21 protein-coding genes and 1 pseudogene are annotated in these 24,473 nt (G+C 72.4%); 15 read left to right on the top strand and 7 right to left on the bottom strand.

What is annotated here, in order from left to right:
* Positions 1-109 precede the first annotated feature (109 nt).
* Positions 110-985 (top strand): hypothetical protein, encoded by an 876-nt coding sequence (locus tag ACZ6ZI_RS14235; protein ID WP_469519902.1) that lies wholly within the window; start codon positions 110-112, stop codon positions 983-985.
* Positions 986-991: 6 nt separating this feature from the next.
* On the opposite strand, the gene ACZ6ZI_RS14230 is transcribed toward ACZ6ZI_RS14235, so the two are convergent.
* Positions 992-2,287, bottom strand: coding sequence for a helix-turn-helix domain-containing protein (locus ACZ6ZI_RS14230; RefSeq protein ID WP_469519899.1), 1,296 nt, complete (start codon positions 2,285-2,287; stop codon positions 992-994).
* A gap of 200 nt (positions 2,288-2,487) precedes the next feature.
* Between ACZ6ZI_RS14230 and ACZ6ZI_RS14225 the strand changes: the two genes are divergently transcribed.
* Together ACZ6ZI_RS14225 and pruA are read left to right on the top strand one after the other, a co-directional pair.
* Positions 2,488-3,414: a proline dehydrogenase family protein gene (locus ACZ6ZI_RS14225; protein WP_363063473.1), complete on the top strand. Its 927-nt coding sequence runs from the start codon at positions 2,488-2,490 to the stop codon at positions 3,412-3,414.
* A gap of 35 nt (positions 3,415-3,449) precedes the next feature.
* The gene (gene pruA, locus ACZ6ZI_RS14220; protein WP_469519897.1) at positions 3,450-5,081 is read left to right on the top strand and encodes an L-glutamate gamma-semialdehyde dehydrogenase; all 1,632 of its coding nucleotides are present in this window, start codon (positions 3,450-3,452) and stop codon (positions 5,079-5,081) included.
* Positions 5,082-5,192: 111 nt separating this feature from the next.
* On the opposite strand, the gene ACZ6ZI_RS14215 is transcribed toward pruA, so the two are convergent.
* Positions 5,193-5,894, bottom strand: a complete 702-nt coding sequence (locus ACZ6ZI_RS14215; protein WP_363063477.1) for a nitroreductase family protein — start codon at positions 5,892-5,894, stop codon at positions 5,193-5,195.
* An 81-nt stretch (positions 5,895-5,975) separates the two neighbouring features.
* On the opposite strand from ACZ6ZI_RS14215, the gene ACZ6ZI_RS14210 reads away from it, so the two are divergent.
* Both ACZ6ZI_RS14210 and ACZ6ZI_RS14205 read left to right on the top strand, forming a co-directional pair.
* On the top strand, positions 5,976-6,692 hold the full coding sequence (locus ACZ6ZI_RS14210; RefSeq protein ID WP_469519892.1) for a tyrosine-protein phosphatase: 717 nt from the start codon (positions 5,976-5,978) through the stop codon (positions 6,690-6,692).
* 12 nt (positions 6,693-6,704) lie between these two features.
* Positions 6,705-7,259: a GNAT family N-acetyltransferase gene (locus tag ACZ6ZI_RS14205; protein ID WP_469519890.1), complete on the top strand. Its 555-nt coding sequence runs from the start codon at positions 6,705-6,707 to the stop codon at positions 7,257-7,259.
* 42 nt (positions 7,260-7,301) lie between these two features.
* Here the strand turns inward: ACZ6ZI_RS14205 and ACZ6ZI_RS14200 are convergent, their stop codons facing one another.
* Both ACZ6ZI_RS14200 and ACZ6ZI_RS14195 read right to left on the bottom strand, forming a co-directional pair.
* Complete coding sequence (locus tag ACZ6ZI_RS14200) at positions 7,302-9,332, bottom strand: phosphocholine-specific phospholipase C (RefSeq protein ID WP_469519888.1); 2,031 nt, start codon at positions 9,330-9,332, stop codon at positions 7,302-7,304.
* A gap of 119 nt (positions 9,333-9,451) precedes the next feature.
* Positions 9,452-10,464, bottom strand: a pseudogene (locus tag ACZ6ZI_RS14195) (NADP-dependent oxidoreductase).
* A 126-nt stretch (positions 10,465-10,590) separates the two neighbouring features.
* Here ACZ6ZI_RS14195 and ACZ6ZI_RS14190 point away from each other — a divergent pair.
* From ACZ6ZI_RS14190 to ACZ6ZI_RS14175, 4 genes are all read left to right on the top strand, one after another.
* Positions 10,591-11,451: a LysR family transcriptional regulator gene (locus tag ACZ6ZI_RS14190; RefSeq protein WP_469520575.1), complete on the top strand. Its 861-nt coding sequence runs from the start codon at positions 10,591-10,593 to the stop codon at positions 11,449-11,451.
* A 259-nt stretch (positions 11,452-11,710) separates the two neighbouring features.
* Entirely contained in the window at positions 11,711-11,842 is a 132-nt protein-coding gene (locus ACZ6ZI_RS14185; RefSeq protein WP_363063489.1) for a hypothetical protein, read from the top strand.
* A 182-nt stretch (positions 11,843-12,024) separates the two neighbouring features.
* Entirely contained in the window at positions 12,025-13,065 is a 1,041-nt protein-coding gene (locus tag ACZ6ZI_RS14180; RefSeq protein WP_469519884.1) for a 3-isopropylmalate dehydrogenase, read from the top strand.
* 229 nt (positions 13,066-13,294) lie between these two features.
* Positions 13,295-14,380 carry a branched-chain amino acid aminotransferase gene (locus ACZ6ZI_RS14175; protein WP_363063493.1) on the top strand — a complete coding sequence of 362 codons (1,086 nt, stop codon included), beginning with the start codon at positions 13,295-13,297 and terminating at the stop codon, positions 14,378-14,380.
* 117 nt (positions 14,381-14,497) lie between these two features.
* On the opposite strand, the gene ACZ6ZI_RS14170 is transcribed toward ACZ6ZI_RS14175, so the two are convergent.
* Entirely contained in the window at positions 14,498-14,647 is a 150-nt protein-coding gene (locus ACZ6ZI_RS14170) for a hypothetical protein (RefSeq protein WP_469519881.1), read from the bottom strand.
* A 44-nt stretch (positions 14,648-14,691) separates the two neighbouring features.
* Positions 14,692-16,119 (bottom strand): cytosine permease, encoded by a 1,428-nt coding sequence (locus tag ACZ6ZI_RS14165; RefSeq protein WP_469519878.1) that lies wholly within the window; start codon positions 16,117-16,119, stop codon positions 14,692-14,694.
* A 279-nt stretch (positions 16,120-16,398) separates the two neighbouring features.
* Between ACZ6ZI_RS14165 and ACZ6ZI_RS14160 the strand changes: the two genes are divergently transcribed.
* From ACZ6ZI_RS14160 to ACZ6ZI_RS14145, 4 genes are all read left to right on the top strand, one after another.
* Positions 16,399-17,454: an agmatine deiminase family protein gene (locus ACZ6ZI_RS14160; RefSeq protein WP_469519875.1), complete on the top strand. Its 1,056-nt coding sequence runs from the start codon at positions 16,399-16,401 to the stop codon at positions 17,452-17,454.
* A 34-nt stretch (positions 17,455-17,488) separates the two neighbouring features.
* Positions 17,489-18,106 carry a TetR/AcrR family transcriptional regulator gene (locus ACZ6ZI_RS14155; protein ID WP_469519872.1) on the top strand — a complete coding sequence of 206 codons (618 nt, stop codon included), beginning with the start codon at positions 17,489-17,491 and terminating at the stop codon, positions 18,104-18,106.
* Positions 18,107-18,435: 329 nt separating this feature from the next.
* Positions 18,436-20,058: a citramalate synthase gene (gene cimA, locus ACZ6ZI_RS14150; protein WP_469519869.1), complete on the top strand. Its 1,623-nt coding sequence runs from the start codon at positions 18,436-18,438 to the stop codon at positions 20,056-20,058.
* 75 nt (positions 20,059-20,133) lie between these two features.
* Positions 20,134-21,522 carry a hypothetical protein gene (locus tag ACZ6ZI_RS14145; RefSeq protein ID WP_469519866.1) on the top strand — a complete coding sequence of 463 codons (1,389 nt, stop codon included), beginning with the start codon at positions 20,134-20,136 and terminating at the stop codon, positions 21,520-21,522.
* Positions 21,523-21,582: 60 nt separating this feature from the next.
* On the opposite strand, the gene ACZ6ZI_RS14140 is transcribed toward ACZ6ZI_RS14145, so the two are convergent.
* Positions 21,583-22,197 (bottom strand): YceI family protein, encoded by a 615-nt coding sequence (locus ACZ6ZI_RS14140; protein WP_469519863.1) that lies wholly within the window; start codon positions 22,195-22,197, stop codon positions 21,583-21,585.
* 257 nt (positions 22,198-22,454) lie between these two features.
* On the opposite strand from ACZ6ZI_RS14140, the gene ACZ6ZI_RS14135 reads away from it, so the two are divergent.
* Positions 22,455-24,038 (top strand): acyl-CoA carboxylase subunit beta, encoded by a 1,584-nt coding sequence (locus ACZ6ZI_RS14135; RefSeq protein ID WP_363063508.1) that lies wholly within the window; start codon positions 22,455-22,457, stop codon positions 24,036-24,038.
* A 23-nt stretch (positions 24,039-24,061) separates the two neighbouring features.
* Positions 24,062-24,253, top strand: coding sequence for an acyl-CoA carboxylase subunit epsilon (locus tag ACZ6ZI_RS14130; RefSeq protein ID WP_363063510.1), 192 nt, complete (start codon positions 24,062-24,064; stop codon positions 24,251-24,253).
* The last annotated feature ends 220 nt before the right edge of the window (positions 24,254-24,473 follow it).

The raw sequence follows: 24,473 nt of genomic DNA, 5'->3' as shown, positions 1-24,473 counted from the left end.
CCAGCGGCGACCGAAGCGAACCGGACCGGGTCGAGGGGGCGTCGTGGCGGCGAGGCGGACACGAACGTACGGAGGGTCGGGGCGCGCCGCCCGGGCCCGGGCGGCCGGGGTGGCCCTGGCGGCACTCACGGCTCTCGGGGCGGGCTGCGGCCGGGGCGACGGGCCGCCGCGCGGCGGCCCCGATGAGACCCTGTCGCGCCGGGAACGGGTGGCCGCCGCCTGGCAGGACCCGCAGGCGCTGCGCCAATGGCGTTCGGGGTTCCACCCGTTGGGCACCCAGGACTGGCAGCCGGCCGGCGGCTTCCGCTCGGGGGCCGACAAGGCCGCCCACGCGGCGGGGAACTTCACGCTGCGCGCCGAGCTGCCCGCGGCCCCGCCGCCCGCCGTGCCCGTACGCTTCCCCGACGGCGGCGAGGTGGCCGTCGGACTGCTGACCGCGGGGGAGGCGTACGCCGAACTGGACCGCGCCCCGGACGGGGACCCCACCCTCCCCGCCCTCACCGTCACCGCCGTCCGCTTCGCGACGACCCCCGCGCGCACCGGCCGGGGCCCCGCCGAAGTGCCCGCGTGGCTGTTCACCGTGGAGGGCTACGACACCCCGCTCGCCCGGTTCGCGGTCCGCCCCGAGGCGCTGCCGAAACCGCCGATCGAGCCCCTGGCCCCCTTCGAGGGGGGAGCGGCCCCCCTGTGGGGGTACGTCGCCGTCCCGCCCGGGGCGACCTCCTTCGAGGTGACCGCCGGCCACGGCGCCTGCGACGACGGAGTCGCCGTCGACGTCCTGGAGGGCGCCGACACCGTCGTCCTGGCCGGGCGGATCCTGCCCTCGAAGGACCCGCGGGGCCCGCGGGGGGCGCACGGGGAGAGCGGGTGCGACATGAGCCTGCGCGCGGCGAAGGTGCTCGTCACCCTGTCCCGCCCGCTGGGGGAGCGGATCCTCCTCGACTCCCTGAGCGGCGCCCCGTTGGAGGCCGCCGCCCCGCGCTGAGCCGGGTCAGGCGTGCAGCCGGGCCGCCTTCAGGGCCATGTGCAGCAGCAGCCGGTCCTCGCCCTCGTCCAGGTCGAGGCCGGTCAGTTGCTCCACCCGGCCGAGCCGGTAGTACAGGGTCTGGCGGTGGATCCCCAGCGCCGCCGCCGCGCGGCCCGCCTGGCCCGCGCAGTCGAGGAACACCTCCGCCGTACGGGCGAGTTCGCGGTGGGCCGGACCCAGCAGGGCGCCCGTCGCCGGGTCGTCGTCGGGACGCGCGGCCAGGGTGGCCAGCATCCGGTACGGGCCGATCCCCGACCACCGGGCCACCGGCCCGAGCCGGGGCTGCGCCGAGGCCGCCCGCGCCGCGGCGGTGGCCTGCGCCCAGGCGGCGGGCAGCTGCGACAGCGCCCGGACCGGCTCGGAGAGCCCGGCGGTCACCCCGGCCCCCACCCCGGCCGCGGCCTTCCCGTCCGCCGCGCCCGTACCGCTCGCCGCGCTCGTACCGCCCTTGCCGGCGGCCCCGCCGACCCCGGCCGCCGCGCCCGTACCGCCCTTGCCCGCCGCCCCGCCCGCCGGGGAGGCCGTGCCCACCGCGCGCGGCAGCAACCGGCCCACCGCCGTCAGCGCGGGCGCCAGCGCGTCGGCCGTGCGCAGCCGCACCAGCACCGCCAGCCGCCCCGGATCCGCCGTGTCCTGCCCGGGCACCACGCACACCGCGGCCGCGCCCGGGACCTGGGCCGGCGCCTCCCCGACCCACGGCGCCACGCACACCGCCGCGTGCAGGCCGTCCGCCCCGGGCCCCAGGGCGACCCGCAGCGCGGCCACGGCCATGTCGGCCTGCCAGCCCCGCGCGGCCGTCAGCACCGCGAGGAACTCCCGCGAGAGGTCGGCGCCCGCCCTGGCCTCCTCGGCGAGCAGCACCCCGATCCGCTGGGCGGCCTCCATGGCCGCGGCGAGGGCCTCCGGCGCGGGGCCCGGATCCTGGTCCAGGAGCCACACGTAGCCCTGTACGACGCCGCGGTAGCGCACCGGCAGGCAGATCCGTCCCGTCAGGACGCCCGCGTCGGGGGCCGCCGGGATGCGGACGGGGCCGGTGGCGCGGGCGATGCCGAAGCCCTCGAACCAGCTGCGCACCGCGGCCGTCGACTGGCGGGTCAGGATCGAGCGGGTGCGCACCGGATCCAGGACGAGCTCGCCGCCGTCGCCGTCGCTGTCGTGCGCGCCGAAGGCGATCAGACGGAAGTCCCGGTTCTCCAGCGTCGCCGGGGCGTCCAGCAGCGCCGAGATCTCGTCCACCAGGTCCTGGTATTCGCCCTTCACCCGGACATTCTCCCACCCCCGAGCAGGCCCTTCAGACAGATGTATGAGATCCGGGCCACGGATGCGTGACAGCTGTCGATGGCAGAGGATCGTGGAGATCCTTAGGTTTCACGGTGGTTTTACTTGCGTTTTCCCTACGGCCGCAGCACACCCCCGCGGCGGACCGTACGTCCGCTTCTGCCACCCGTTGGAGGTGCCCCGTGCTGGGTCCCGCGATCCTCGCCGCTTCGCGCAGCGACAAGATGCGCCGAATCGTCTCTGCCGCCCCGGTGACCAAGCCGGTGGTCAACCGGTTCATCCCCGGCGAGACGGTCGACCAGGTCATTCCGATCGTCGTGGACCTCACGGGCAAGGGCCTGGAGGTCACCCTCGACGTCGTCGGTGAGGACATCACCGCCGTGGAGCAGTCCTACGCCGCCCGCGACGCCTACCTCCTGCTCATCGAGCGCCTCGCGGACCTCGGTCTCGGCGAGACCGTCGAGATGTCGGTCAAGCTCTCCATGTTCGGCCAGGCCCTGGAGGGCGGCCACGAGCTGGCGCTCGCGAACGTCCGCCCGGTCGTCGAGGCCGCCGCCGCCATCGGCACCACCGTCACCCTGGACGCCGAGGACCACACCACCCTCGACTCGATGTTCGCCATCCACGAGGAGCTGCGCCGGGACTTCCCGCAGACCGGCTGCGTGATCCAGGCGTACCTCTTCCGCACCGAGGCCGACGCCCGCCGCCTGGCCGCCGCCGGCAGCCGCGTCCGGATCGTGAAGGGCGCCTACAAGGAGCCCGCCGAGGTCGCGTACCAGGACAAGGGCGAGATCGACAAGGCGTACGTCCGGATCATGAAGATCCTCATGGAGGGCGACGGCTACCCCATGATCGGGTCCCACGACCCGCGCCTGATCGCCATCGCGCAGGAGCTGGGCCGGCAGGCCGGGCGCAAGCTCGACGAGTACGAGTTCCAGATGCTGTACGGCATCCGCGGCGAGGAGCACCTGCGGCTCGCCGCCGAGGGCCACCGCATGCGCGTCTACACGGCCTACGGCACCGACTGGTACGGATACTTCATGCGCCGCCTCGCGGAGAAGCCGGCCAACCTGCTGTTCTTCCTCCGCTCGATGATCACCAAGAACTAGGTCCACGAAACCAAGGTCAAGGAGTTACCCGCCCCATGGATGCTGTGACCCAGGTCCCCGCGCCGGTCAACGAGCCGGTCCACTCGTACGCCCCCGGCAGCCCGGAGCGCGCGCGCCTCGAGATCCAGCTCAAGCAGCTGTCCGAGAACCCGATCGACCTCCCGATGACGATCGACGGCGTCAAGCGGATGGGCGGCGGCGAGCGCTTCGACGTCGTGCAGCCGCACGACCACAAGTCCGTCATCGGCACCTACGCGAACGCCACCGAGGCCGACGCCCAGGAGGCCGTCGACGCCGCCCTGGCCGCCGCCCCGGCCTGGCGCGCGATGTCCTTCGACGACCGCGCCGCGATCCTCCTGCGCGCCGCCGAGCTGCTGGCCGGCCCGTGGCGCGAGAAGCTGGCCGCCTCCACCATGCTGGGCCAGTCGAAGACCGCTCAGCAGGCCGAGATCGACACCCCGTGCGAGCTCGTCGACTTCTGGCGCTTCAACGTGCACTTCGCCCGGCAGATCCTCGCCGAGCAGCCCGCCGCGAACAGCGCCGGCGTGTGGAACCGCAGCGACCACCGCCCGCTGGAGGGCTTCGTCTACGCGATCACGCCGTTCAACTTCACGGCCATCGCCGGCAACCTGCCGACCGCCCCGGCCCTCATGGGCAACGTGGTCGTGTGGAAGCCGTCCCCGACGCAGACGCACTCCGCCGTCCTGCTGATGGAGCTCCTGGAGGCCGCGGGCCTGCCCAAGGGCGTCATCAACCTGGTGACCGGTGACGGCATCGCGGTCTCCGAGGTGGCGCTGAACCACCCCGAGCTGGCCGGCATCCACTTCACCGGCTCGACCAAGACCTTCCAGTACCTGTGGAAGACGGTCGGCAACAACATCGAGAACTACCGGTCCTACCCGCGCCTGGTCGGCGAGACCGGCGGCAAGGACTTCGTCGTCGCGCACCCCTCCGCGGACCGCGCGATCCTGAAGACCGCCCTGACCCGCGGCTCCTTCGAGTTCCAGGGCCAGAAGTGCTCCGCGTCCTCCCGCGCCTACGTTCCGGCCTCCATCTGGAACGACGGCTTCAAGGAGCAGTTCGCGGCCGAGGTCGACGGCATCACCATGGGTGACGTCCGCGACCTGGACAACTTCATCGGCGCCGTCATCGACGAGCGCTCGTTCGCCAAGAACAAGGCCGCGATCGACCGTGCGAAGGCCGACCCGACCTGCACCGTCGTCGCCGGCGGCACCTACGACGACTCGGAGGGCTACTTCGTCCGCCCGACCGTCATCGAGTGCACCGACCCGGAGAACGAGGTCTTCACGACCGAGTACTTCGGCCCGATCCTCGCGATCCACGTCTACGAGGACGACAAGTACGACGAGATGCTCGCCCAGATGGAGAGCGTCTCGGCGTACGCCCTGACCGGCGCCGTCATCGCGCAGGACCGCTACGCGGCCGCCGACACGATGGAGAAGCTCCGCTTCGCGGCGGGCAACTTCTACATCAACGACAAGTCGACCGGTGCCGTCGTCGGCCAGCAGCCCTTCGGTGGCGGCCGTGCCTCGGGCACCAACGACAAGGCGGGCGCCGCGTCCAACCTGCTGCGCTGGACCTCGACCCGCTCCATCAAGGAGACCCTGGTACCGCCGACCGAGTACGGCTACCCCCACATGGGCTGATCGAGGCCCGGCCCCGAACCCCGCCCCCGCTCCGGTACCCCCAAGTCCGGAGCGGGGGCGGTCCGGTTCCCGGGGCGGGACGGCGTGGCGCGCAGTGACCCCGAGGGCCCCTCAGACCTCGACCATGACCTGGTTCAGGGACTTGCGGACCAGGTCCGGGACCTCGCAGTCGTCCGCGGGATAGCCCACCGGGACCACGGCGAAGGCCTTCTCGTTCTCCGGGCGGCCCAGCACGTGGCCGAGGAAACGCATCGGGCTCGGCGTGTGGATCAGGGCCGCGAGACCGCTCAGGTGGAGCGCGGACAGCAGCATGCCCACCGCGATGCCCACCGACTCGTCGACGTAGTAGTGCTTGCGCTTCGTGCCGTCCGGGCCGAGCCAGTAGCGCTGCTGGAAGACCACGATCAGCGCGGGCGCGTCCGTGAGGTGCGTCTTGACCGCGTCCGTGCCCAGCGGGCGCAGGGCCGCGAGCCACTCGTCGCCCAGCCGGCCGTCGTAGGAGATCTGCTCCTCCTGCTCGGCGGCGGCCCGGATCTGCTGCCGGATGCCGGGGTCCTTCACCAGGACGAACGTCCACGGCTGCTGGTGCGCGCCGGAGGGGGCGGTCGCCGCACAGGCGATCGCGTCGCGGACGACCTGATCGGGCACGGGGTCGGGGGAGAAGCTGCGGACGGTCCGCCGCTCGTCCATCCGCGCGCGCAACTCGGCCGCGCGCGCGAGGGATTCGGGCGCGGGCATGCGCGCGGGCCGGTAGGCGACGGGACGGTAGGGGTGGCCGTGGGTGGGGGACCACTGCTGCGTTTCAGGCGACATGGGCAGATCTTCACGCGGCGCAACCGCCGGGGCCAGAGCCGCGTCAGGAACAACTGTCCGTTGTGTACTGACAGGGGGGCTATGACCGTGGCGAACGTCGGTCGATTCCTGGACCTGGAGGGCTGCTTCAACGCCCGCGACCCCGGCGGGAACGGAGCGCTCGTGCCGGGCGCGCTCGTGCGCGCCGACAGCCTGGACGCGCTCACCGCGCACGGTTGGACCACGCTGGTCGCGCACGGCGTGCGGACCGTCATCGACCTGCGCAACGACGACGAGCGGGGGGTGGACCACGCCCCGCGCCCGCCGGTCCTCACGACGCTGTCGATCCCCCTCGACGGGATCGAGCACCGCGACTTCTGGGATGTCTGGTGGGACACTCCGGGTTTCGGAACCCCCGCGTATTTCCGGCCTTTCCTGGACCGCTTCCCCGACCGCGTCGCGGCCGTGGCCCGCGCCGTGGCGCAGGCCCCTCCGGGCGGGGTCGCCTTCCACTGCGGCCTGGGCCGCGACCGCACGGGCATCATCGCCCTCGTCCTGCTGCGCCTGGCCGGCGCGACCCCCGCCGAGGTCGCCGACGACCACGCCCTGAGCGAGCCGCGGGTGAGGGCGATGCACGCGGCGCGGGGGAGGGAGTACGACGCCACGGAGATCGAGGAGTACGTCGCGGGACTGGGCACCACGGTCCACGCCCTCGCCCACGCCGCGGCGGCGAACCTCGACGCCGGACCGTACCTGAGCCGGGCCGGGCTGGACGCGCCCACGCTGGAGAAACTGGAACGCCGCCTGCGCGGGCGTTGATACCGTCGACGGGTGAACGCCACCGTGAACGTGAACGTCGTGCTGCGCCATACCGGCGAGCTCGGGCGGGGGGAACTCGGCGCGGTGCGCTCCCTGCTCGACGCGGCCTTCGAGGGGGACTTCGGCGACGAGGACTTCGAGCACGCGCTCGGCGGGATGCACGCCCTGGTGTACGAGGGCGGGGAGCCCGTCGCGCACGGCAGTGTGGTCCAGCGGCGGGTGCTGCACCGGGGGAGGGCGCTGCGGACCGGGTACGTGGAGGGCGTGGCCGTGCGGGCGGACCGTCGGCGGCGCGGGCTCGCCGGTGCGGTGATGGCCTCCCTGGAGGGGGTCATCGGCCGGGCCTACGTCCTGGGGGCGCTGTCGGCCTCCGAGGCGGGAGCCGCCCTGTACGCGGGCCGGGGCTGGCGCCCGCACCCCGGGCCGATCGGCGTCCTCGGGCCGGGCGGTCCCGAGCGGCTGCCCGAGGAGGAGGGTTCGACCTGGGTGTGGACGCCGCCCGGTGGGGTCCCGCTGGACCCGGCCGGGAGGCTCGACTTCGACTGGCGCGACGGGGACGTGCTGTAGCGGCCGTCCGGCCGGACGCCGTCCGGACGGGGCCGCGCCCGGTCAGGATCCGGAGACCGTCGGGGCCCCCGTCTCGATGTGGCCGGTGTAGCGGCGCGACCAGGTGCCGTCGGAGTCCGCCAGGATCGTGAAGTCGTACCAACCCTTGTGGTAGGCGACGGCGTTGAAGAAGTCCTCGCGCGAGGAGTTCGCCGGGACCGTGTACGTCCACGGGCCGTCCGAGCGGTAGGCGTTCGAGCGGATCGTGAACGTGACCGGGGAGGCGGAGGCGTTCGTCATCCGGAACCAGATCGCCGTCTTGCCGGTGCCCGGCTCCACGGCGAAGCGGGCGGCGACCTCCAGGGCCTTGCCGGCCTTGTTCGCGTCGCCGATGAACCGGCGCAGGAAGCGGTTCGGGCCGTACATCGAGATGTCGTACTTCCCGGCGCCGTTGCCGAGCCCGATGTGGAACCAGTCCGTCGCGGTGCCTTCCGGATCCACCGTGTACTGCCAGGCGGCCGTGTCCCGGTGCTGGTGCGGGTGGATCGAGAAGTGTGCCGGCCGCTTCGCCTGCGGACCCTGGTTGGTCATCGAGAACCAGGCCAGGATCTGACCGCCCGCCCGGAACTCCAACCGGTCCAGGTTCCCGTTGACCTGGTACGGCAGCGCCCGCGCCGGGCGCGTCCCCGGCTCCTGCGCCGGCAGGGCGTTGTCCTGGGGCGCCGGGTTCGGCAGGGGGCCGCAGGTCGACTGGCCGATGACCTTCGCCGTCGAGGGGAGGCCGGCGGGGACCCCGTAGACCGGGTGGGCGAAGTCGAAGACGCCGGTCAGGTCGCCGACGACCCGGCGGCGCCAGGCGCTGATGTTAGGGCAGACGGCGGGGGTGCCGAGGGCGGCCGTCCAGGTCTCCATGAAGCGCAGCACCGAGGTGTGGTCGAAGACCTCGGAGCTGACCCAGCCGCCCCGGGTCCACGGGGACATGACGAGCATCGGCACGCGGAAGCCGAGGCCGATCGGGAGGCCGTCGAGGTACTCGTCGGGGGTGCCGGGCGGGGCGGTCGGCGGCGCGACGTGGTCGAAGAAGCCGTCGTTCTCGTCGTAGTTGAGGAAGAGGACGGTGGAGTCGAAGACCTCGGGGTTCGCCGCCAGCGCACGGTGGACCAGGTCGACGAAGTGCGCGCCGTCGCCGGGCGGGGCGTAGGGGTGCTCCGAGAAGGCCTCGTTCGCCACGACCCAGGAGACCTGCGGCAGCGTGCCCGCGAGGGCGTCGGCGCGGAGGGCGGCGGCGATGTCGTCCGGGGTGGAGCCGGTCACCTTCGGGACCGAGCCCATGCCGCGGTCCCACAGGGGGTCGCCGGGGCCCGCGTCGGTGAACCGCTTGAAGTAGGCCAGGCCGTTGTCACCGTAGTTGTCCTGGGCGTTCTGGTAGACCTTCCAGCTCACGCCGGCCCGCTGGAGGGCCTCGGCGTACGTCTCCCAGGTCAGTCCGGACTCGTCGCCGCCGTCCTTGCTGCCCGCGTCGATCCGCCCGCTCCACAGGAAGGTGCGGTTGGGGCCGGTGGCGCTCAGCGCCGAGCAGAAGTAGGCGTCGCAGACGGTGTAGTGGTCGGCGAGCGCGTAGTGGAAGGGGATGTCGCCCCGGTCCAGGTGGCCGAGGGTGCGGTTGTTGCCGACGCCGGTGACCCAGTTGTCCATCCGGCCCCGGTTCCACGCGGCGTGCTGCGAGGTCCAGCTGTGCGGCAGGTCGCCGGTGCACTGCGCCAGGGTCGCGCCGTCCACCCCGCCCGCCGGCGGGGTGGAGGACAGCTTCCACGGGTACCGGCGACCGCCCCAGTCGGGTTGGTTGAACGTGCCCCAGCCGCCCGGGATGTTCCCGGCCGCGCGGTCCCCGAAGCCGCGGACCCCCTTCAGCCTGCCGAAGTAGTGGTCGAAACTGCGGTTCTCCTGCATCAGGATCACCACGTGCCGCACGTCGGTGATGGTGCCGGTCGCCGCGGCCGCGGCCGCCGTCGTCGGCGTGATCGCGGGCAGGGTCGCCCCCGCCACGAGTCCGGCGCCGATGCCCACGAAACCTCTTCGGCTGATGGGTGTCACTGGCTGCTCGCCTCCCACTCGGGTGCCCCTCCGGCACGTCGCCCGCAAGAGTGGCGGCACCCGTGCCAAAGGTCCACAGCCGTGCAGTAATCAATCGGTGAACATCCGGTCGGCCGGTTTCAGTCGGTGAGACGGACCAGCATCTTGCCCAGGTTCTCTCCCCGGAGCATGCCCAGGAAGGCGTCGACGGTGTGCTCGAACCCCTGGACAACGGTGGTGTCGGTGCCCACGGCGCCGCTGCGCAGGTGCGGTACGAGGAACTCCTCCAGCTCCTCCTGGAGATTGGTGTGGTGGCGAACCAATACCCCTTCCACACGCAGGGACTTGTGGACCACCTCGAAGAGGTTGCGGGGCGCGGCGGGGGCGCGGTCGGCGTTGTACGTCGAGATGGCGCCGACCCAGGCGATGCGCCCGAACTCGCGCAGGGAGTCGATCGCGCCCTCCAGGTGGTCCCCGCCGACGTTGTCCACGTAGACGTCGATGCCGTCCGGCGCGGCCTGCGCCAACTGCTCGCCCACCGGCCCGTCGTGGTAGTCGAAGGCGGCGTCGAAGCCGAGCGCCCCGGTGAGCCGGCGCACCTTCTCCGCCGAACCGGCGCTGCCGATGATCCGGCGGGCTCCGAGCAGCCGGGCGATGTGCCCGGTCGCCGTGCCGACGCCGCCGGCCGCGGCGGAGACGAAGAGGTCCTCGCCCTCGCGCAGGGCGGCGGTGCGGGTGAGGGCGGCGTACGCCGTCAGGCCCGTCCCGCCCAGGATGGACAGGTACGCCTCCAGGGGGACGCCCTCGTGCGCGGGCAGCGGGCGGGTCCCGTCCACGCCCCGGGTCACCAGGGCGTGCGTGCGCCAGCCGGAGCGGTGGAAGACGAGGTCGCCCTCGGCCAGCCCCGGATCGCGGGAGGCCAGCACCCGGCCCACCGAGCGGCCCTCCAACGGGGCGTGCAGGTCGAAGCCGCCCTCGCCGCCGTCCATGAGCCCCCGGTGGTAAGGGTCGACGGACAGCAGCAGGTTCTCCACCAGGGCGGTGCCCGGGGCGGGCTCGGGGACGGGGAAGGAGACGCGGGCGAACCGTCGGGGGTGGGGAAACCGGAGGGCCGGGCGGTCAGGTGGACGGCGTGAGCGGTGCGCGTGGTCATGGCGACGACCGTAGGAAGGAATCCGAAGGCCGGGCAGGGGGTTGCGTTCATGGAAGCCGCCCGACCATGAACGCGGCTCATACATCGAGGTGGGAACCCCCGTGACCGAGCTCGCCCCCCCAGGAACTGCGGGTCCTGGTCGCCGTCGCCGAGACCGGCTCCTTCTCCGCGGCGGCCCGCGTCCTCGACGTCGGCCAGTCGGCCGTGTCGCACTCCGTGCGCGGCAGCGAGGTCAAGCTGGGGGCGGTGCTCTTCGAGCGCGGGCGTGGCGGCGCCCGTCCCACCCCCGCCGGCCTGCGGGTCGTCGCCCTGGGCCGGCGCATCCTGCGGCTCTACGAGGTGCTGGGCGCCGAGGCGCGCGCCGCGGGCCGGGCCGCCCCCGGCCGGGAGGAGCCGGCAGGGGTGCTGCGCGTGGCGGCCTTCCGCAGCGCGGCCCTGCACCTGCTGCCGCCCGCGCTGGAGCGGCTGACGGCCCGCCACCCCGGGATCCGCCCGGAGGTGCGCGTGGTGCGCGAGATCGGGGCCGGCACGGCGGGGGAGGTGGCCGAGGGGCGCGCGGACCTCGGCATCGCCACCCTGGGCGCCGCCGACGGCGTACCGCCCGGCCTGTTGTCCGGGGAGCTGACGGTGGAGGCGTACTCCCTGGTGCACCCGGCCGGACACCGCGAGCCGAAGGGGTTGCCGCTGTTGGACTGGGACGAGAACTGCGGCTCCTACACCCGGGCGTGGTGGCGGGCCCAGGACTGGATCCCCCGGGCGACGGTGAAGGCGGAGGACGACGCGATGGTGCTGACCATGGTCGGCCGGGGCCTGGGCATGGCGATCATGCCCGCGCTGTCGCTGCGCGAGGCCACGGACGCCGTGGAGATCGCCTCGCTGGGCCCGGACGGGCCGGTGCGACGCGTGGGATACGTCACCACACCGGAATTGGCCTCCAGCCTGGCCGTTAGGGCTCTGATCAGGGAACTCAGGGCTGAGAAGGCCTGAAATCGGAACGTTGTGGGGGCCCTTCCGGGCGGTTTTGCGTCTCAGATACTAGGAAGTCCGAGTAATTGCGGAGACATACAGCCGGACCTGCCCTAGCTTTGTAGGAGCCGAACGTCTCGCCGATCCGGCGAATGGCGGTCGAGAGCGCGTGCCCCGTGCAGGCAACCCCTGCGGCCGCAGCTCCCCGCCTCTTCCGGCGCCTTGAAGGAACCCCTCATCCGTGGCCCCGCCACGCCGTGATCTCAAGGAGTCGATCACCATGACCCCCACCTCCGCCGCTTCCCGCCGCGTCCGCCACGTCTCCCCGGCCGACGAGGACCGCAAGAACGCCGCCGCCGCCCTCCAGCGCGCCCTGGACCGCCGCGACAACGGCGGCTCGACCGGCCACTGACCGCCCCGGCCCGCTCCGAGGCCCCACCCGGCCCCGGAGCCGGCCCCGCGGCCGGTCGCCGCACGTCCCACCACCCGCACCACGCCGGCCCCGACATGTCGCGCCCACCGGTCGCGCCGCACGCGCGTCCATATGGTGGACGCGATATGTCTGAGGGCTGGGACACGGAGTACGGTTCCGTCATGTCGACCAGCATCAATCTCGCAGTGATCCCCGGTGATGGCATCGGCCAGGAAGTCGTGGCTCAGGGCCTCAAGGTCCTTACCGCGGTCCTGCCCCAGGATGTGAAGCTGGAGACCAAGGAATACGACCTCGGTGCCCGGCGGTGGCACCGCACCGGTGAGACCCTCCCGGACGCCGAACTCGAAGCCCTCAAGCACCACGACGCGATCCTCCTCGGCGCCATCGGCGACCCGTCGGTCCCGTCCGGCGTGCTGGAGCGCGGTCTGCTGCTGAAGCTCCGCTTCGCCTTCGACCACTTCATCAACCTGCGCCCCTCGAAGCTGTTCCCGAACACCGCCACCCCGCTGGCCGGCCGTCCGGAGATCGACTTCGTCGTGGTCCGCGAGGGCACCGAAGGCCCGTACACCGGCAACGGCGGCAGCCTGCGCACCGGCACCCCCGCCGAGGTGGCCACCGAGGTCAGCGTCAACACCGCGTACGGCGTGGAGCGCGTGGTGCGGGACGCGTACGAGCGGGCCAACGCCCGCCCGCGCAAGAAGCTGACGCTGGTCCACAAGAACAACGTCCTCGTGTACGCGGGCCACCTGTGGAAGAACACCTTCGACGCGGTCGGCCGCGAGTACCCCGAGGTCACCACCGACTACCTGCACGTCGACGCCGCGACGATCTTCTTCGTCACCCAGCCCGAGCGCTTCGACGTCATCGTCACGGACAACCTCTTCGGTGACATCCTCACCGACCTGGCCGCCGCCGTGACCGGCGGGATCGGCCTCGCCGCCTCCGGGAACATCAACCCGACCGGCGCCTTCCCGTCGATGTTCGAGCCCGTCCACGGCTCGGCCCCGGACATCGCCGGCACCGGAAAGGCCGACCCGACCGCGACGATCCTCTCCGTCGCCCTCCTGCTGCGCCACCTCGGCTACGAGGACCAGGCCGCCCGCATCGAGGACGCGGTCTCGGCCGACCTGGCCGAGCGCGACGGGACCTTCCGCTCCACCGACGCGATCGGCGACGCCCTCGCCGCGCGAGTAGCCGGCTGACCCGGCAGCGCCACCTCGACAGGAAGCCGCCAGGTCACAAAGGGACCTGGCGGCTTCACCTGTGCGGCCCCGGGTGCCACCATCTCCCCTGGACCGTACACACCCCGTTTCACCGAAGGCTGCCCGCGGGCGATAATCGAACGCGAGGCCGCGGAATACGGGCAAGCTCGGACGTCGTAGTACGCCGTGAGCGCGGTCCGCCCTACCCAACGGTGAAGGACAAGCACTCATGACGACGCCCACGATCGAGCTGAAGCCCTCCTCGAACCCCCTGTCGGACGCGGAGCGCAACGCGATCCTGGCCAGCCCCGGATTCGGCCGCCACTTCACCGATCACATGGTGACGATCAAGTGGACCGAGGGTCGCGGTTGGCACGACGCGGAGCTGGTCCCGTACGCCCCGCTGTCGATCGACCCGGCGAACATGACCCTGCACTACGCGCAGACGATCTTCGAGGGCCTCAAGGCGTACAAGCAGCCCGACGGCACCGTCGCCACCTTCCGCCCGCGGGCGAACGCCGAGCGCTTCCAGGCCTCCGCCCGCCGCATGGCGATGCCCGAGCTGCCGACCGAGCTGTTCATCGAGGCCTGCGACGCGCTCATCAAGCAGGACCGCGCCTGGGTGCCGGACTCCGGTGAGGCCTCGCTGTACCTGCGTCCCTTCATGTTCGCCTCCGAGGTCGGCCTGGGCGTCCGCCCCGCCAACGAGTTCCTCTTCATGGTGATCGCCTCGCCCGCCGGCGCCTACTTCCCCGGCGGCGTCAAGCCCGTCTCCGTCTGGCTCTCCGAGGAGTACGTGCGCGCCGTCAAGGGCGGCACCGGCGCCGCCAAGACCGGTGGCAACTACGCCGCCTCCCTCGTCGCCCAGGCGGAGGCCGCCTCGCACGGCTGCGACCAGGTCGTCTGGCTGGACGCCGTCGAGCACCGCTGGATCGAGGAGATGGGCGGCATGAACCTGTACTTCGTGTACGGCGACCGCATCGTCACCCCGGAGCTCACCGGCTCGCTCCTGCCCGGCATCACCCGCGACTCCCTCCTCACCATCGCCCGCGACCTCGGCTACACCGCCGAGGAGGGCCGCATCACCACCGAGGACTGGAAGCGCGACAACGAGAACGGCACCCTGACCGAGGTCTTCGCCTGCGGCACCGCCGCCGTCATCACCCCGGTCGGCTCCGTGAAGTCCGAGCGCGCCAACTGGACCCAGGGCGACGGCGAGCCCGGCGAGGTCACCATGAAGCTCCGCAAGGCGCTCCTCGACCTCCAGACCGGCCACACCGCCGACGCCCACGGCTGGATGCACCCGCTCGGCTGAGCCGCGCCCCGAACGACCCGAAGGCCCCCGCTCGACGAGCGGGGGCCTTCGGCGCGTCCGGACCGGGCGTGGTCCGGACCGGGGCGGGCGGAGCGGCGGCGACAGGGGCGGCGGCGGTCAGCGCTCCTCGTCCGCCCCGTCCTCGCCCTTGCCCTTCTTCCCGCGGTCGTCGGCCGCGCCCGGCTCCAACAGCCCGTCGCCGAACACGTACGCCAGGCCCGCGATCCCCTTGACGATCTTCCCCGCCACATAAGCGAGCTCTTCCACGACGCCTCCCCGGGTCGTTCACCGCGGCGGCCCCACCGGATGGTCTAGTCGGCCGCCACCGTCACCGTGCCCGTCGGATCGGCGGCGGGAGCCGCCTTCGGCCGGACCGTCAGCGCGGCGTACACCGCGCCGCCGACCAGCCCCGACAGGATGAAACTGCAGTCCACTCCGTTGGTGAGGGCCAGCAGCGGGCCCTCGTACACCGGTGTCGACACGGCGGCCAGACCCACGGCCGCGCCCGCCGCCCAGGAGGCGGTGGCGCGGACGTTCCAACCCCCGCTGAACCAGTAGACGCCGCCGCGGGCCCCACGGTTGAACACCTGGAGGGCGTCGGGGTCGTAGACCCCCCGGCAGCGGACGTGGCCGATCAGGGTGATCACGGCCCAGGGGGTGCCGATCGAGGTCAGCAGCAGCACGAAGGAGGTCATCGCGGACTGCACGTCCCACTCGAAGGAGCCGAAGAAGACGAAGGCGGTCGCCACGACGGCGGCGATCACGGTGGCCGTGGTGCGGGTGGCCCGGGGGACGATCGCGTCGAGGTCCAGGCCCATGGAGTAGAGCATCAGCCCGGCGTTGCCCACCGAGCCGGCCGCGGCCGCGACCAGCAGCGGGACCAGGTACCAGAACGGCGCGGCCTCGACGAGCGGGCCGGCGTAGTCCAGCCCGGCCCGGGCGGCGAGGGCGGTGTAGGTGCCGAACAGCTGCGGGACCAGCAGGCCGACGAGGAGGCCGAGGGCGGTCGACCACAGGACCTTGCGGGAGCCGTGCCGGCGGGGGGAGATGTAGCGGGTGTAGTCGCCGAGCAGGGTGATGAAGGCGACGGGCCCGCTGAGCCCGGCCGCGACGGCGGCCAGCACCCACGTCGGCCAGAAGGAGCCGAGGAGGTACGCCGTGTCCGGCGGGGCGGCGGTGGTGAAGTCGGGGGCGTAGGCGACGACGCCGACGGCCAGCAGGACCACCATGGCGACGGACAGCACCTTGCTCATGCGCAGCAGCAGCCGGTAGCCGAAGACGGCGGCGACGACCGTGAACGCGGCCAGGACGCCGTACATCGCGGCCCGCGTGACACCGGTGTCCGGGAGCCCGGTGAGGCGCGCGAGGGTGCCGACCATCACGTCGCCGCCGATCCACAGGGTCAGCGCGGTGTAGCCGAGGGAGAGCAGCAGACCCACGACCGAGCCGACCAGCCGGCCGCGTACGCCGAACTGCGCGCCGCTGGAGGTGGAGAGGTTGGTGGCGGTCCGCAGGGAGACCAGCGCGAGCGGCGCGGTGAAGGCGATGCCGACGAGGGTGCCGGTCACGACGGCGGTGACCGAGGGCCACAGGCCCAGTCCGAAGGACGGGGGCAGCCAGCCGAAGACGATCACGCCGAGGCAGAGGTTGGAGCCGAGCAGGATCGAGATCAGGTCACGAGGCCCGCTGGTCCGCTCCTCCTCCGGGATGGTGTCGACTCCGCGCTGTTCGATGGGCATGGGGGGACTCCCTTGGCAGGGCGGGGGGTGGTCGCAGGTGTTTGAGCGACACTCAATGTGACTCAGGCCTGGCTGGTAGGTCAATGATTCCCAGCAAGGAAATGAAGAGTTAGAGTGATGCTCTAATCCATCGATTCAAAAGGTGGTGGATCGGCGTGCGCCTGACCCCTACGGGGCGTGACCGACCGCGCCGCGCGGCGCGGCGGAACCGGCCAGGGCCCTCGACCGCCCGTACCTCCTGTGAGCCGGCCCGGCTCGCGAGCCCCTAAGGACCCCGCCATGACCGCACAGCCCGAGACCCCCACGACGCCCGCGGCCCGCGGCTTCCGGATGCCCGCCGAGTGGACCCCCCACGAGCGCACCTGGATGGCCTGGCCCAGCCCCAACCCCACCTTCACCGACGAGCGCGAGCTGGCCGAGGCCCGCGAGGCCTGGGGCGCCGTCGCCCGCGCCGTGCGCGCGTACGAGCCCGTGACCCTGGTGGTCTCCCCGGGGGACGCCGAGGGCGCCCGCGCCGTCGTCGGCGAGGACGTCGAGCTGGTCGAGCGCGACCTCGACGACGCCTGGATGCGCGACATCGGCCCCACCTTCGTCACCAACGACGCCGGTGAACTGGCCGCCGTCGACTGGACCTTCAACGGCTGGGGCGCCCAGGAATGGGCCCGCTGGGACCACGACTCCAAGATCGCCCGGCACGTCTCCGACATCGTCGGCACCCGCACCTACAGCACCCGCCTGGTCAACGAGGGCGGAGCCATCCACGTGGACGGCGAGGGCACCGTCCTGCTGACCGACACCGTCCAGCTCGGCGAGGGACGCAACCCCGGCTGGACCCGCCAGGAGGTCGAGGCCGAGATCCACGCCCACCTCGGCACCACCAAGGCCATCTGGCTCCCCTACGGCCTCGCCGGCGACTACGGCACCTACGGCACCCAGGGCCACGTCGACATCGTCGCCGCCTTCGCCCGCCCCGGCGTGGTCCTCGTCCACACCCAGCCCGACCCGGCCCACCCGGACCACGAGCGCTGCAAGACCATCGCCGCCATCCTGCGCGCCTCCCCCGACGCGCGGGGCAGGCAGCTGGAGGTCGTCGAGGTGCCCGCGCCCACCGTCCTGGAGGAGGACGGCGAATGGGTGGACTACTCGTACATCAACCACTACCTCTGCAACGGCGGCGTGGTGCTCTGCGCCTTCGACGACCCGCGCGACGAGGAGGCCGCCGAGATCTTCCGGGGCCTGTTCCCCGAGCGCACCGTGACCCTCGTCGACGCACGTACGATTTTCGCCGGGGGTGGCGGCATCCACTGCATCACCCAGCAGCAGCCGAAGGTCTGAGACCGGACCCGGCGGACCACGTGAGGGAGTGACCATGGTGGCGGGCGGAGTACCGGTACGGGCGGCGCGCAAGAACGCGCCCCCGCGCGAGGACGTACTCGTCGCCGCCATGGCCATGATCGCCGAGCGGGGCCTGGACGGCCTGACCATGGCCGGCCTGGGCCGCGAGGTCGGCATGAGCAGCGGCCACCTCCTCTACTACTTCGGCAGCAAGGACGAGCTCCTGCTGCGGACCCTGGAGTGGAGCGAGGCCGCCCTCGGCGACCGCCGCCGCGCCCTGCTGGCCCGCCCCGGCCCCGCCCGCGAGCGCGTCCGCGCGTACGTCGACCTCTACGTGCCCGACGGCCCCCGGGACCCCCACTGGACCCTGTGGCTGGAGGTCTGGAACCGCTCCCAGAACGCGGGACCCGAGGAACGCGAACGCCAGGCGGCCATCGAGGGGGCCTGGCACCGCGACCTCGTCGCCCTGATCGCCGAGGGGATCTCGCGCGGCGAGTTCCGCCCCGTGGACCCCGACCGCTTCGCCGCCCGCGTCCGCGCGCTGCTCGACGGCTTCAGCATCCAGCTCGCCGTCGGCCTGCCGGGCACGGGGCGCGCGGACATCCTGGAACACGTGGGCGAGTTCCTCGCCGACACCCTCGTCGCCCGGTGAGCACCCGCCCGTGTCCACGGGAGAGCGCCCCGGTGACCGCATGCTGAGATTCGCGTCCACGGTCGGCGGGGCGTGTGAAAGACTGCGCGCGTGTCTGCTCGGCTCATGATTATGGACAGCAGCGCGCCGGTCCTCAGTGACCGCTGAACCGTGGAAGACCTTCGCGGAAGCGGCCACCGTGCCCCAGACCCGCGCGCAGACCTCTCGCACCCGCGAGGGGTCTTTTCGTTTCCCGGCTCGAAATCATGCCGGGGCCGGTGGCGCGCGATGATGGGGGCAGTGGGATCCCCGGTCTCCGGAACCACTCATCCGACAGGAGTCAGATCAGCATGACGACGACAGAGGCGACTGAGCCGACAGCGGCACTCGACGACGGCTTCCACGTCTTCGACACCACCCTGCGCGACGGCGCCCAGCGTGAGGGCATCAACCTCACGGTCGCGGACAAGCTGACCATCGCGCGGCACCTGGACGACTTCGGAGTCGGCTTCATCGAGGGCGGTTGGCCCGGCGCCAACCCCCGCGACACCGAGTTCTTCGCCCGCGCCCGCGCCGAGATCGACTTCAAGAACGCGCGCCTCGTCGCCTTCGGCGCCACCCGCCGCGCGGGCGGCTCCGCGGCCGAGGACCCCCAGGTCCGCGCCCTGCTGGAATCCGGCGCCCCCGTCATCACCCTGGTGGCCAAGTCCCACGACCGCCACGTCGAACTCGCGCTGCGCACCACCCTCGAAGAGAACCTGGAGATGGTCCGCGACACCGTCTCCCACCTCGTCGCGCAGGGCCGCCGCGTCTTCGTCGACTGCGAGCACTTCTTCGACGGCTACCGCGCCAACCCGGAGTACGCCAAGTCCGTCGTCCGCGTCGCGCACGAGGCCGGCGCCGACGTCGTCATCCTGTGCGACACCAACGGCGGCATGCTGCCCGCGCAGATCACCGCCGTCGTCTCCACCGTGCTGGCCGACACCGGGGCCCGCCTGGGCATCCACGCCCAGGACGACACCGGCTGCGCCGTCGCCAACACCCTGGCCGCCGTCGACGCGGGCGCCACCCACGTCCAGTGCACCGCCAACGGCTACGGCGAGCGCGTCGGGAACGCCAACCTCTTCCCGGTCGTCGCCGCGCTGGAGATCAAGTACGGCCGCAAGGTGCTCCCGGACGGCGCCCTCGCCGAGATGACCCGGATCTCCCACGCCATCGCCGAGGTCGTCAACCTCACCCCCTCCACGCACCAGCCCTACGTCGGCGTCTCCGCCTTCGCGCACAAGGCGGGCCTGCACGCCTCGGCCATCAAGGTCGACCCGGACCTCTACCAGCACATCGACCCCGAGCGCGTCGGCAACACCATGCGCATGCTGGTCTCCGACATGGCCGGCCGCGCCTCCATCGAGCTCAAGGGCAAGGAGCTGGGCGTCGACCTCGGCGGGGACCGGGCCCTGATCGCCCGCGTCGTCGAGCGGGTCAAGGAGCGCGAGCTGGCCGGCTACACCTACGAGGCCGCCGACGCCTCCTTCGAGCTGCTGCTGCGCGCCGAGGTCGAGGGCCGGGCGCGCAGGTACTTCCGTACCGAGTCCTGGCGGGCCATCGTCGAGGACCGCCCCGACGGCACCCACGCCAACGAGGCCACGGTCAAGCTGTGGGCCAAGGGCGAGCGGATCGTCGCCACGGCGGAGGGCAACGGCCCGGTCAACGCCCTCGACCGCGCGCTTCGGGTGGCCCTCGAACGCTTCTACCCCCAGCTGGCCAAGTTCGAGCTGGTGGACTACAAGGTCCGCATCCTGGAGGGCAAGCACGGCACGGAGTCCACGACCCGGGTGCTGATCTCCACGACGGACGGCACCGACGAGTGGAACACGGTCGGCGTGGCCCCGAACGTCATCGCGGCCTCCTGGCAGGCCCTGGAGGACGCCTTCACCTTCGGGCTCCTGCGCGCGGGCGTGGAGCCGGCCGAGTAGCGGGCCGAGTCGCGGGCCCGGCGGCTTTATGTCCGACTCGCACGGGAAAAGGGCGGTTCGGGTAGCGTCGTAGGCATGAGGACCAGGCTGATATCCACCCGCTTCCGCTCACTGTCGGCCGGTCTGCTGCTGGCCGTCTCGGCGTCGATGTCGGTGACCGCGTTCGCGGCCGCCCCGCGGGCGGTGGCCGCCGCGCCGGCCGCCACCGGGGTCGCCGCCGTGGGGGAGGCCCTCAAGAAGGGTCCCGTCTACGTCGACCCCGCGGCGCGGGACCAACTGTCGCCGGAGCGGGCCGAGGCGCTGGCCGAGAAGATCAAGGACGCCGGGAAGCCGGTCTTCGTCGCGGTGCTGCCCACCGGAGCGCAGTTCCCCCCGAAGGAGGTGCTCGGTGCCGTCCGCGCCCAGACCGGGATCACCGGCCTGTACGCGATCCGGCTCGGCGACGGCTTCTCGGCCGGCGCCGACCCGACCGTCATGCCGACGAACGCCGTGCGCAACCTCGCGGACGCCGTGAAGGTGGGCTCGCCCGACGCCGCCACCCAGCTCGACAACTTCGTCGACCAGGCCCTGAGTCAGGCCAAGGGATCGGCGCCCGCCTCCTGGGGCGGCGCCGCCTCGGACCGGGGCTCCTCCGCCGGCGCGCTGATCGGCCTCGGCGCGGTGGCGCTGATCGGCGGCGGTGGCGCGTACGCGCTGGTGCGCCGGGGACGCAGGAAGAAGGAGGAGGCCCGCCGCGAGGCGGTTGCCAAGCTCTCCGTCGTCGTCGACGAGGACATCACGGCCTTCGGCGAGGAGCTGGAGCGCCTGGACTTCCATCCCGGTGAGCCCGGCGCCGACGACGCGATGCGCGAGGACTACGCGCAGGGCCTCGACTCGTACGAGAAGGCCAAGCAGATCATGGGCTCCGTCCGGTACCCCCATGAGGTCCGGGGCGTCACCCAGGCGTTGGAGGACGGGCGCTTCGCCCTGGCCCGGCTGGACGCGCGTCGGCAGGGGCGGCCGCTGCCGGAGCGCCGTTCGCCCTGTTTCTTCGACCCGCGCCACGGGCCGAGCACCGAGGACGCGACCTGGGCACCGCCGGCGGGTGCGGCCCGTACCGTCCCGGTCTGCGCGGCGGACGCCGTACGGCTGCGCGAGGGCCTGGAGCCCGAGGTCCGTACGGTCGACACCGAACACGGTCGGCGCCCCTACTACGACGCCGGCCCGGCGTACGGTCCCTGGGCCGGCGGGTACTTCGGCGGCGGCATCCTCCCGGGGCTGCTGATGGGAACGATGCTCGGATCGATGATGTCCACCCCGGCCTACGCCTCCGACTTCGGTGCCGGAGCGATGGACGGGGGAGGCTTCGAGGGAGGAGAGGTCTCCGGGGCCGACTTCGACCCGTCGGCCTTCGGCGGCGGGGACTTCGGCGGGGGAGGCGGTTTCGACGGGGGTGGCGGGTTCGACGGCGGGGGCGGCTGGTGACCGCCCCCGGACTTCCGGTCGGGTCCGCTCGACGGGGCCCGCGCGCCGGCGGGCCCGCGGTCAGGCCTGCTTGATCGCCGAGATGTCGAAGGTCAGCTTCACCTTGTCGCCGACCATCACGCCGCCGGCCTCCAGGGCTGCGTTCCAGGTCAGGCCCCAGTCGGAGCGCAGGATGTGCGCGGAGCCCTCGAAGCCGACGCGCTCGTTGCCGTAGGCGTCGGTCGCGGAGCCGCCGAACTCCAGGTCGATGGAGAGCGGGCGGGTGACGTCCTTGATGGTCAGGTCGCCGGAGATGCGGTAGGTGTCGCCGCCGACGTGGGTCGCCGAGGTGGACCGGAAGGTCATCCGGGGGAAGGCCTCCGCGTCGAAGAAGTCGCCGCCGCGCAGGTGGGCGTCGCGGTCGGCGATGCCGGTGGAGATCGAGGCGATCGTGACGTCGATGGCGGCGGTCGAGCGCGAGGGGTCGCTCCCGTCGAGGTGGAGGGTGCCCTCGTGCTCGGTGAAGGCGCCGCGGACGTTGGTCACCATCGCGTGGCGCACGGTGAAGCCGATGCTGCTGTGGCTCGCGTCGATCACGTAGTCGCCGGTGAGCGCGGCGAGCGCCGGGTCCGCTTCGAGGGTGGCGACGGCGGCCGTGGTCGCGGTGTCCTGGTGACGGCGGGTGAACAGACCCATGACTTCCTCCTGGAGAAGAACCTGCTGCGAAGTGGTTGAAGCTTGAACAAGAATGACGGTAGACCCATTCCGTTCAATTTTCAACTTCCTTGGATCGTGTCGCAGGGTTTTGTAGGACTCGCACAAAGCCCCGTCGCCCCGACTGGGGGAGTCCGTACATCCCCCGGCGGTTCTGTCCGGGCCACACAGCGGAACGCGCCCGAGACTGTGTAGAACCAACGGAGGGTTTTGATGGCGCGACTTCGTAAGGTCGGTACATGACCGTTGTGGACCAGACCTCGAGCGAGCCGACGGACGCCCGCGGGCGCGTGGCCGAGCTGCACTCCCTCCGCGAGGACGCCCGGCGCGGCCCGAGCGACCGCGCCACCGAGGCGCAGCACGCCAAGGGCAAGCTGACCGCGCGTGAGCGCATCGCGCTCCTCCTCGACGAAGGTTCCTTCAAGGAGGTCGAGCAGCTGCGCCGGCACCGGGCCACCGGTTTCGGTCTGGAGGCGAAGAAGCCCTACACCGACGGTGTCATCACCGGTTGGGGCACCGTCGAGGGCCGCACGGTCTTCGTCTACGCGCACGACTTCCGCATCTTCGGCGGCGCGCTGGGCGAGGCCCACGCCACGAAGATCCACAAGATCATGGACATGGCCATCGCGGCCGGTGCCCCTCTGGTCTCCCTCAACGACGGTGCGGGCGCCCGCATCCAGGAGGGCGTCTCCGCCCTCGCCGGCTACGGCGGCATCTTCCAGCGCAACACCAAGGCCTCGGGCGTCATCCCGCAGATCTCGGTCATGCTCGGCCCCTGCGCCGGCGGCGCCGCGTACTCCCCGGCCCTGACCGACTTCGTGTTCATGGTCCGCGACACCTCGCAGATGTTCATCACCGGCCCGGACGTGGTCCGCGCGGTGACCGGCGAGGAGATCACCCAGAACGGCCTCGGCGGCGCGGACGTCCACGCCGAGACCTCCGGCGTCGCGCACTTCGCGTACGACGACGAGGAGACCTGCATCTCCGAGGTTCGCTACCTCATCACGATGCTCCCCTCCAACAACCGCGAGAACCCGCCGGTCCACGAGAGCGACGACCCCAAGGACCGCCGCTCCGACGTGCTGCTGGACCTGGTCCCGGCCGACGGCAACCGCCCCTACGACATGCTCAAGGTCATCGAGGAACTCGTCGACGACGGCGACGTCCTGGAGATCCACGAGCGCTGGGCCCGCAACATCATCTGCGCCCTGGCCCGCATGGACGGCCAGGTCATCGGCATCGTCGCCAACCAGCCCGGCCACCTCGCCGGCGTCCTGGACATCCACGCCTCCGAGAAGGCCGCGCGCTTCGTCCAGATGTGCGACGCCTTCAACATCCCGATCGTCACCCTCCTCGACGTCCCCGGCTTCCTGCCCGGCGTCGACCAGGAGCACGGCGGCATCATCCGCCACGGCGCCAAGCTGCTGTACGCGTACTGCAACGCCACCGTCCCGCGGATCTCGCTGATCCTGCGCAAGGCCTACGGCGGCGCCTACATCGTCATGGACTCCCAGTCCATCGGCGCCGACCTCACCTACGCCTGGCCCACCAACGAGATCGCAGTGATGGGCGCCGAGGGCGCGGCCAACGTCATCTTCCGCAAGCAGATCGCGGACGCCGAGGACCCCGAGGCGATGCGCGCCCGCATGGTCAAGGAATACAAGGCCGAGCTGATGCACCCGTACTACGCGGCCGAACGCGGCCTCGTGGACGACGTCATCGACCCCGCCGAGACGCGCGAGACGCTCATCAGCGCCCTCGCGATGCTCCGCACCAAGCACGCCGATCTGCCGTCTCGCAAGCACGGCAACCCGCCGCAGTAACGACCGAAGGAGACCTGCCAACGATGAGCACCGACACCCTGCTGAAGGTCGAGAAGGGCAACGCCGCGCCCGAGGAGCTGGCCGCGATCACCGCGATCCTGCTCGCCCGCGCCGCCGCCACCCCCGAGGCCGCCGCCAGCCCCCGCTCCACCGCCGGCTGGCGCCGTCTGGAGCGCAGCCGCGGCTTCCAGGCCCCCCACAGCTGGCAGGGCTGACCCGCCCCACCCCCGCACCACCTCCCACGGCCGCTCGGCCGATCCGGACCTCGACGCCCCGCGCGTCGGGGACCGGGTCCACCGGGCGGCCGCGGGCGTTCCCGCTCCCGGAGCGGGAGCGCCGGAGCGCCCGAACCCCGCGACGAGGTGACCCCGGAACGACGGAACGCCGGGAACCCTTACGGGATCCCGGCGTTCCGGTGTGGAGAGGGGGAGCGGT

The organism is Streptomyces sp. NPDC103540 (assembly GCF_055584445.1).
This window is presented reverse-complemented; position numbering and strand designations above follow the sequence as displayed.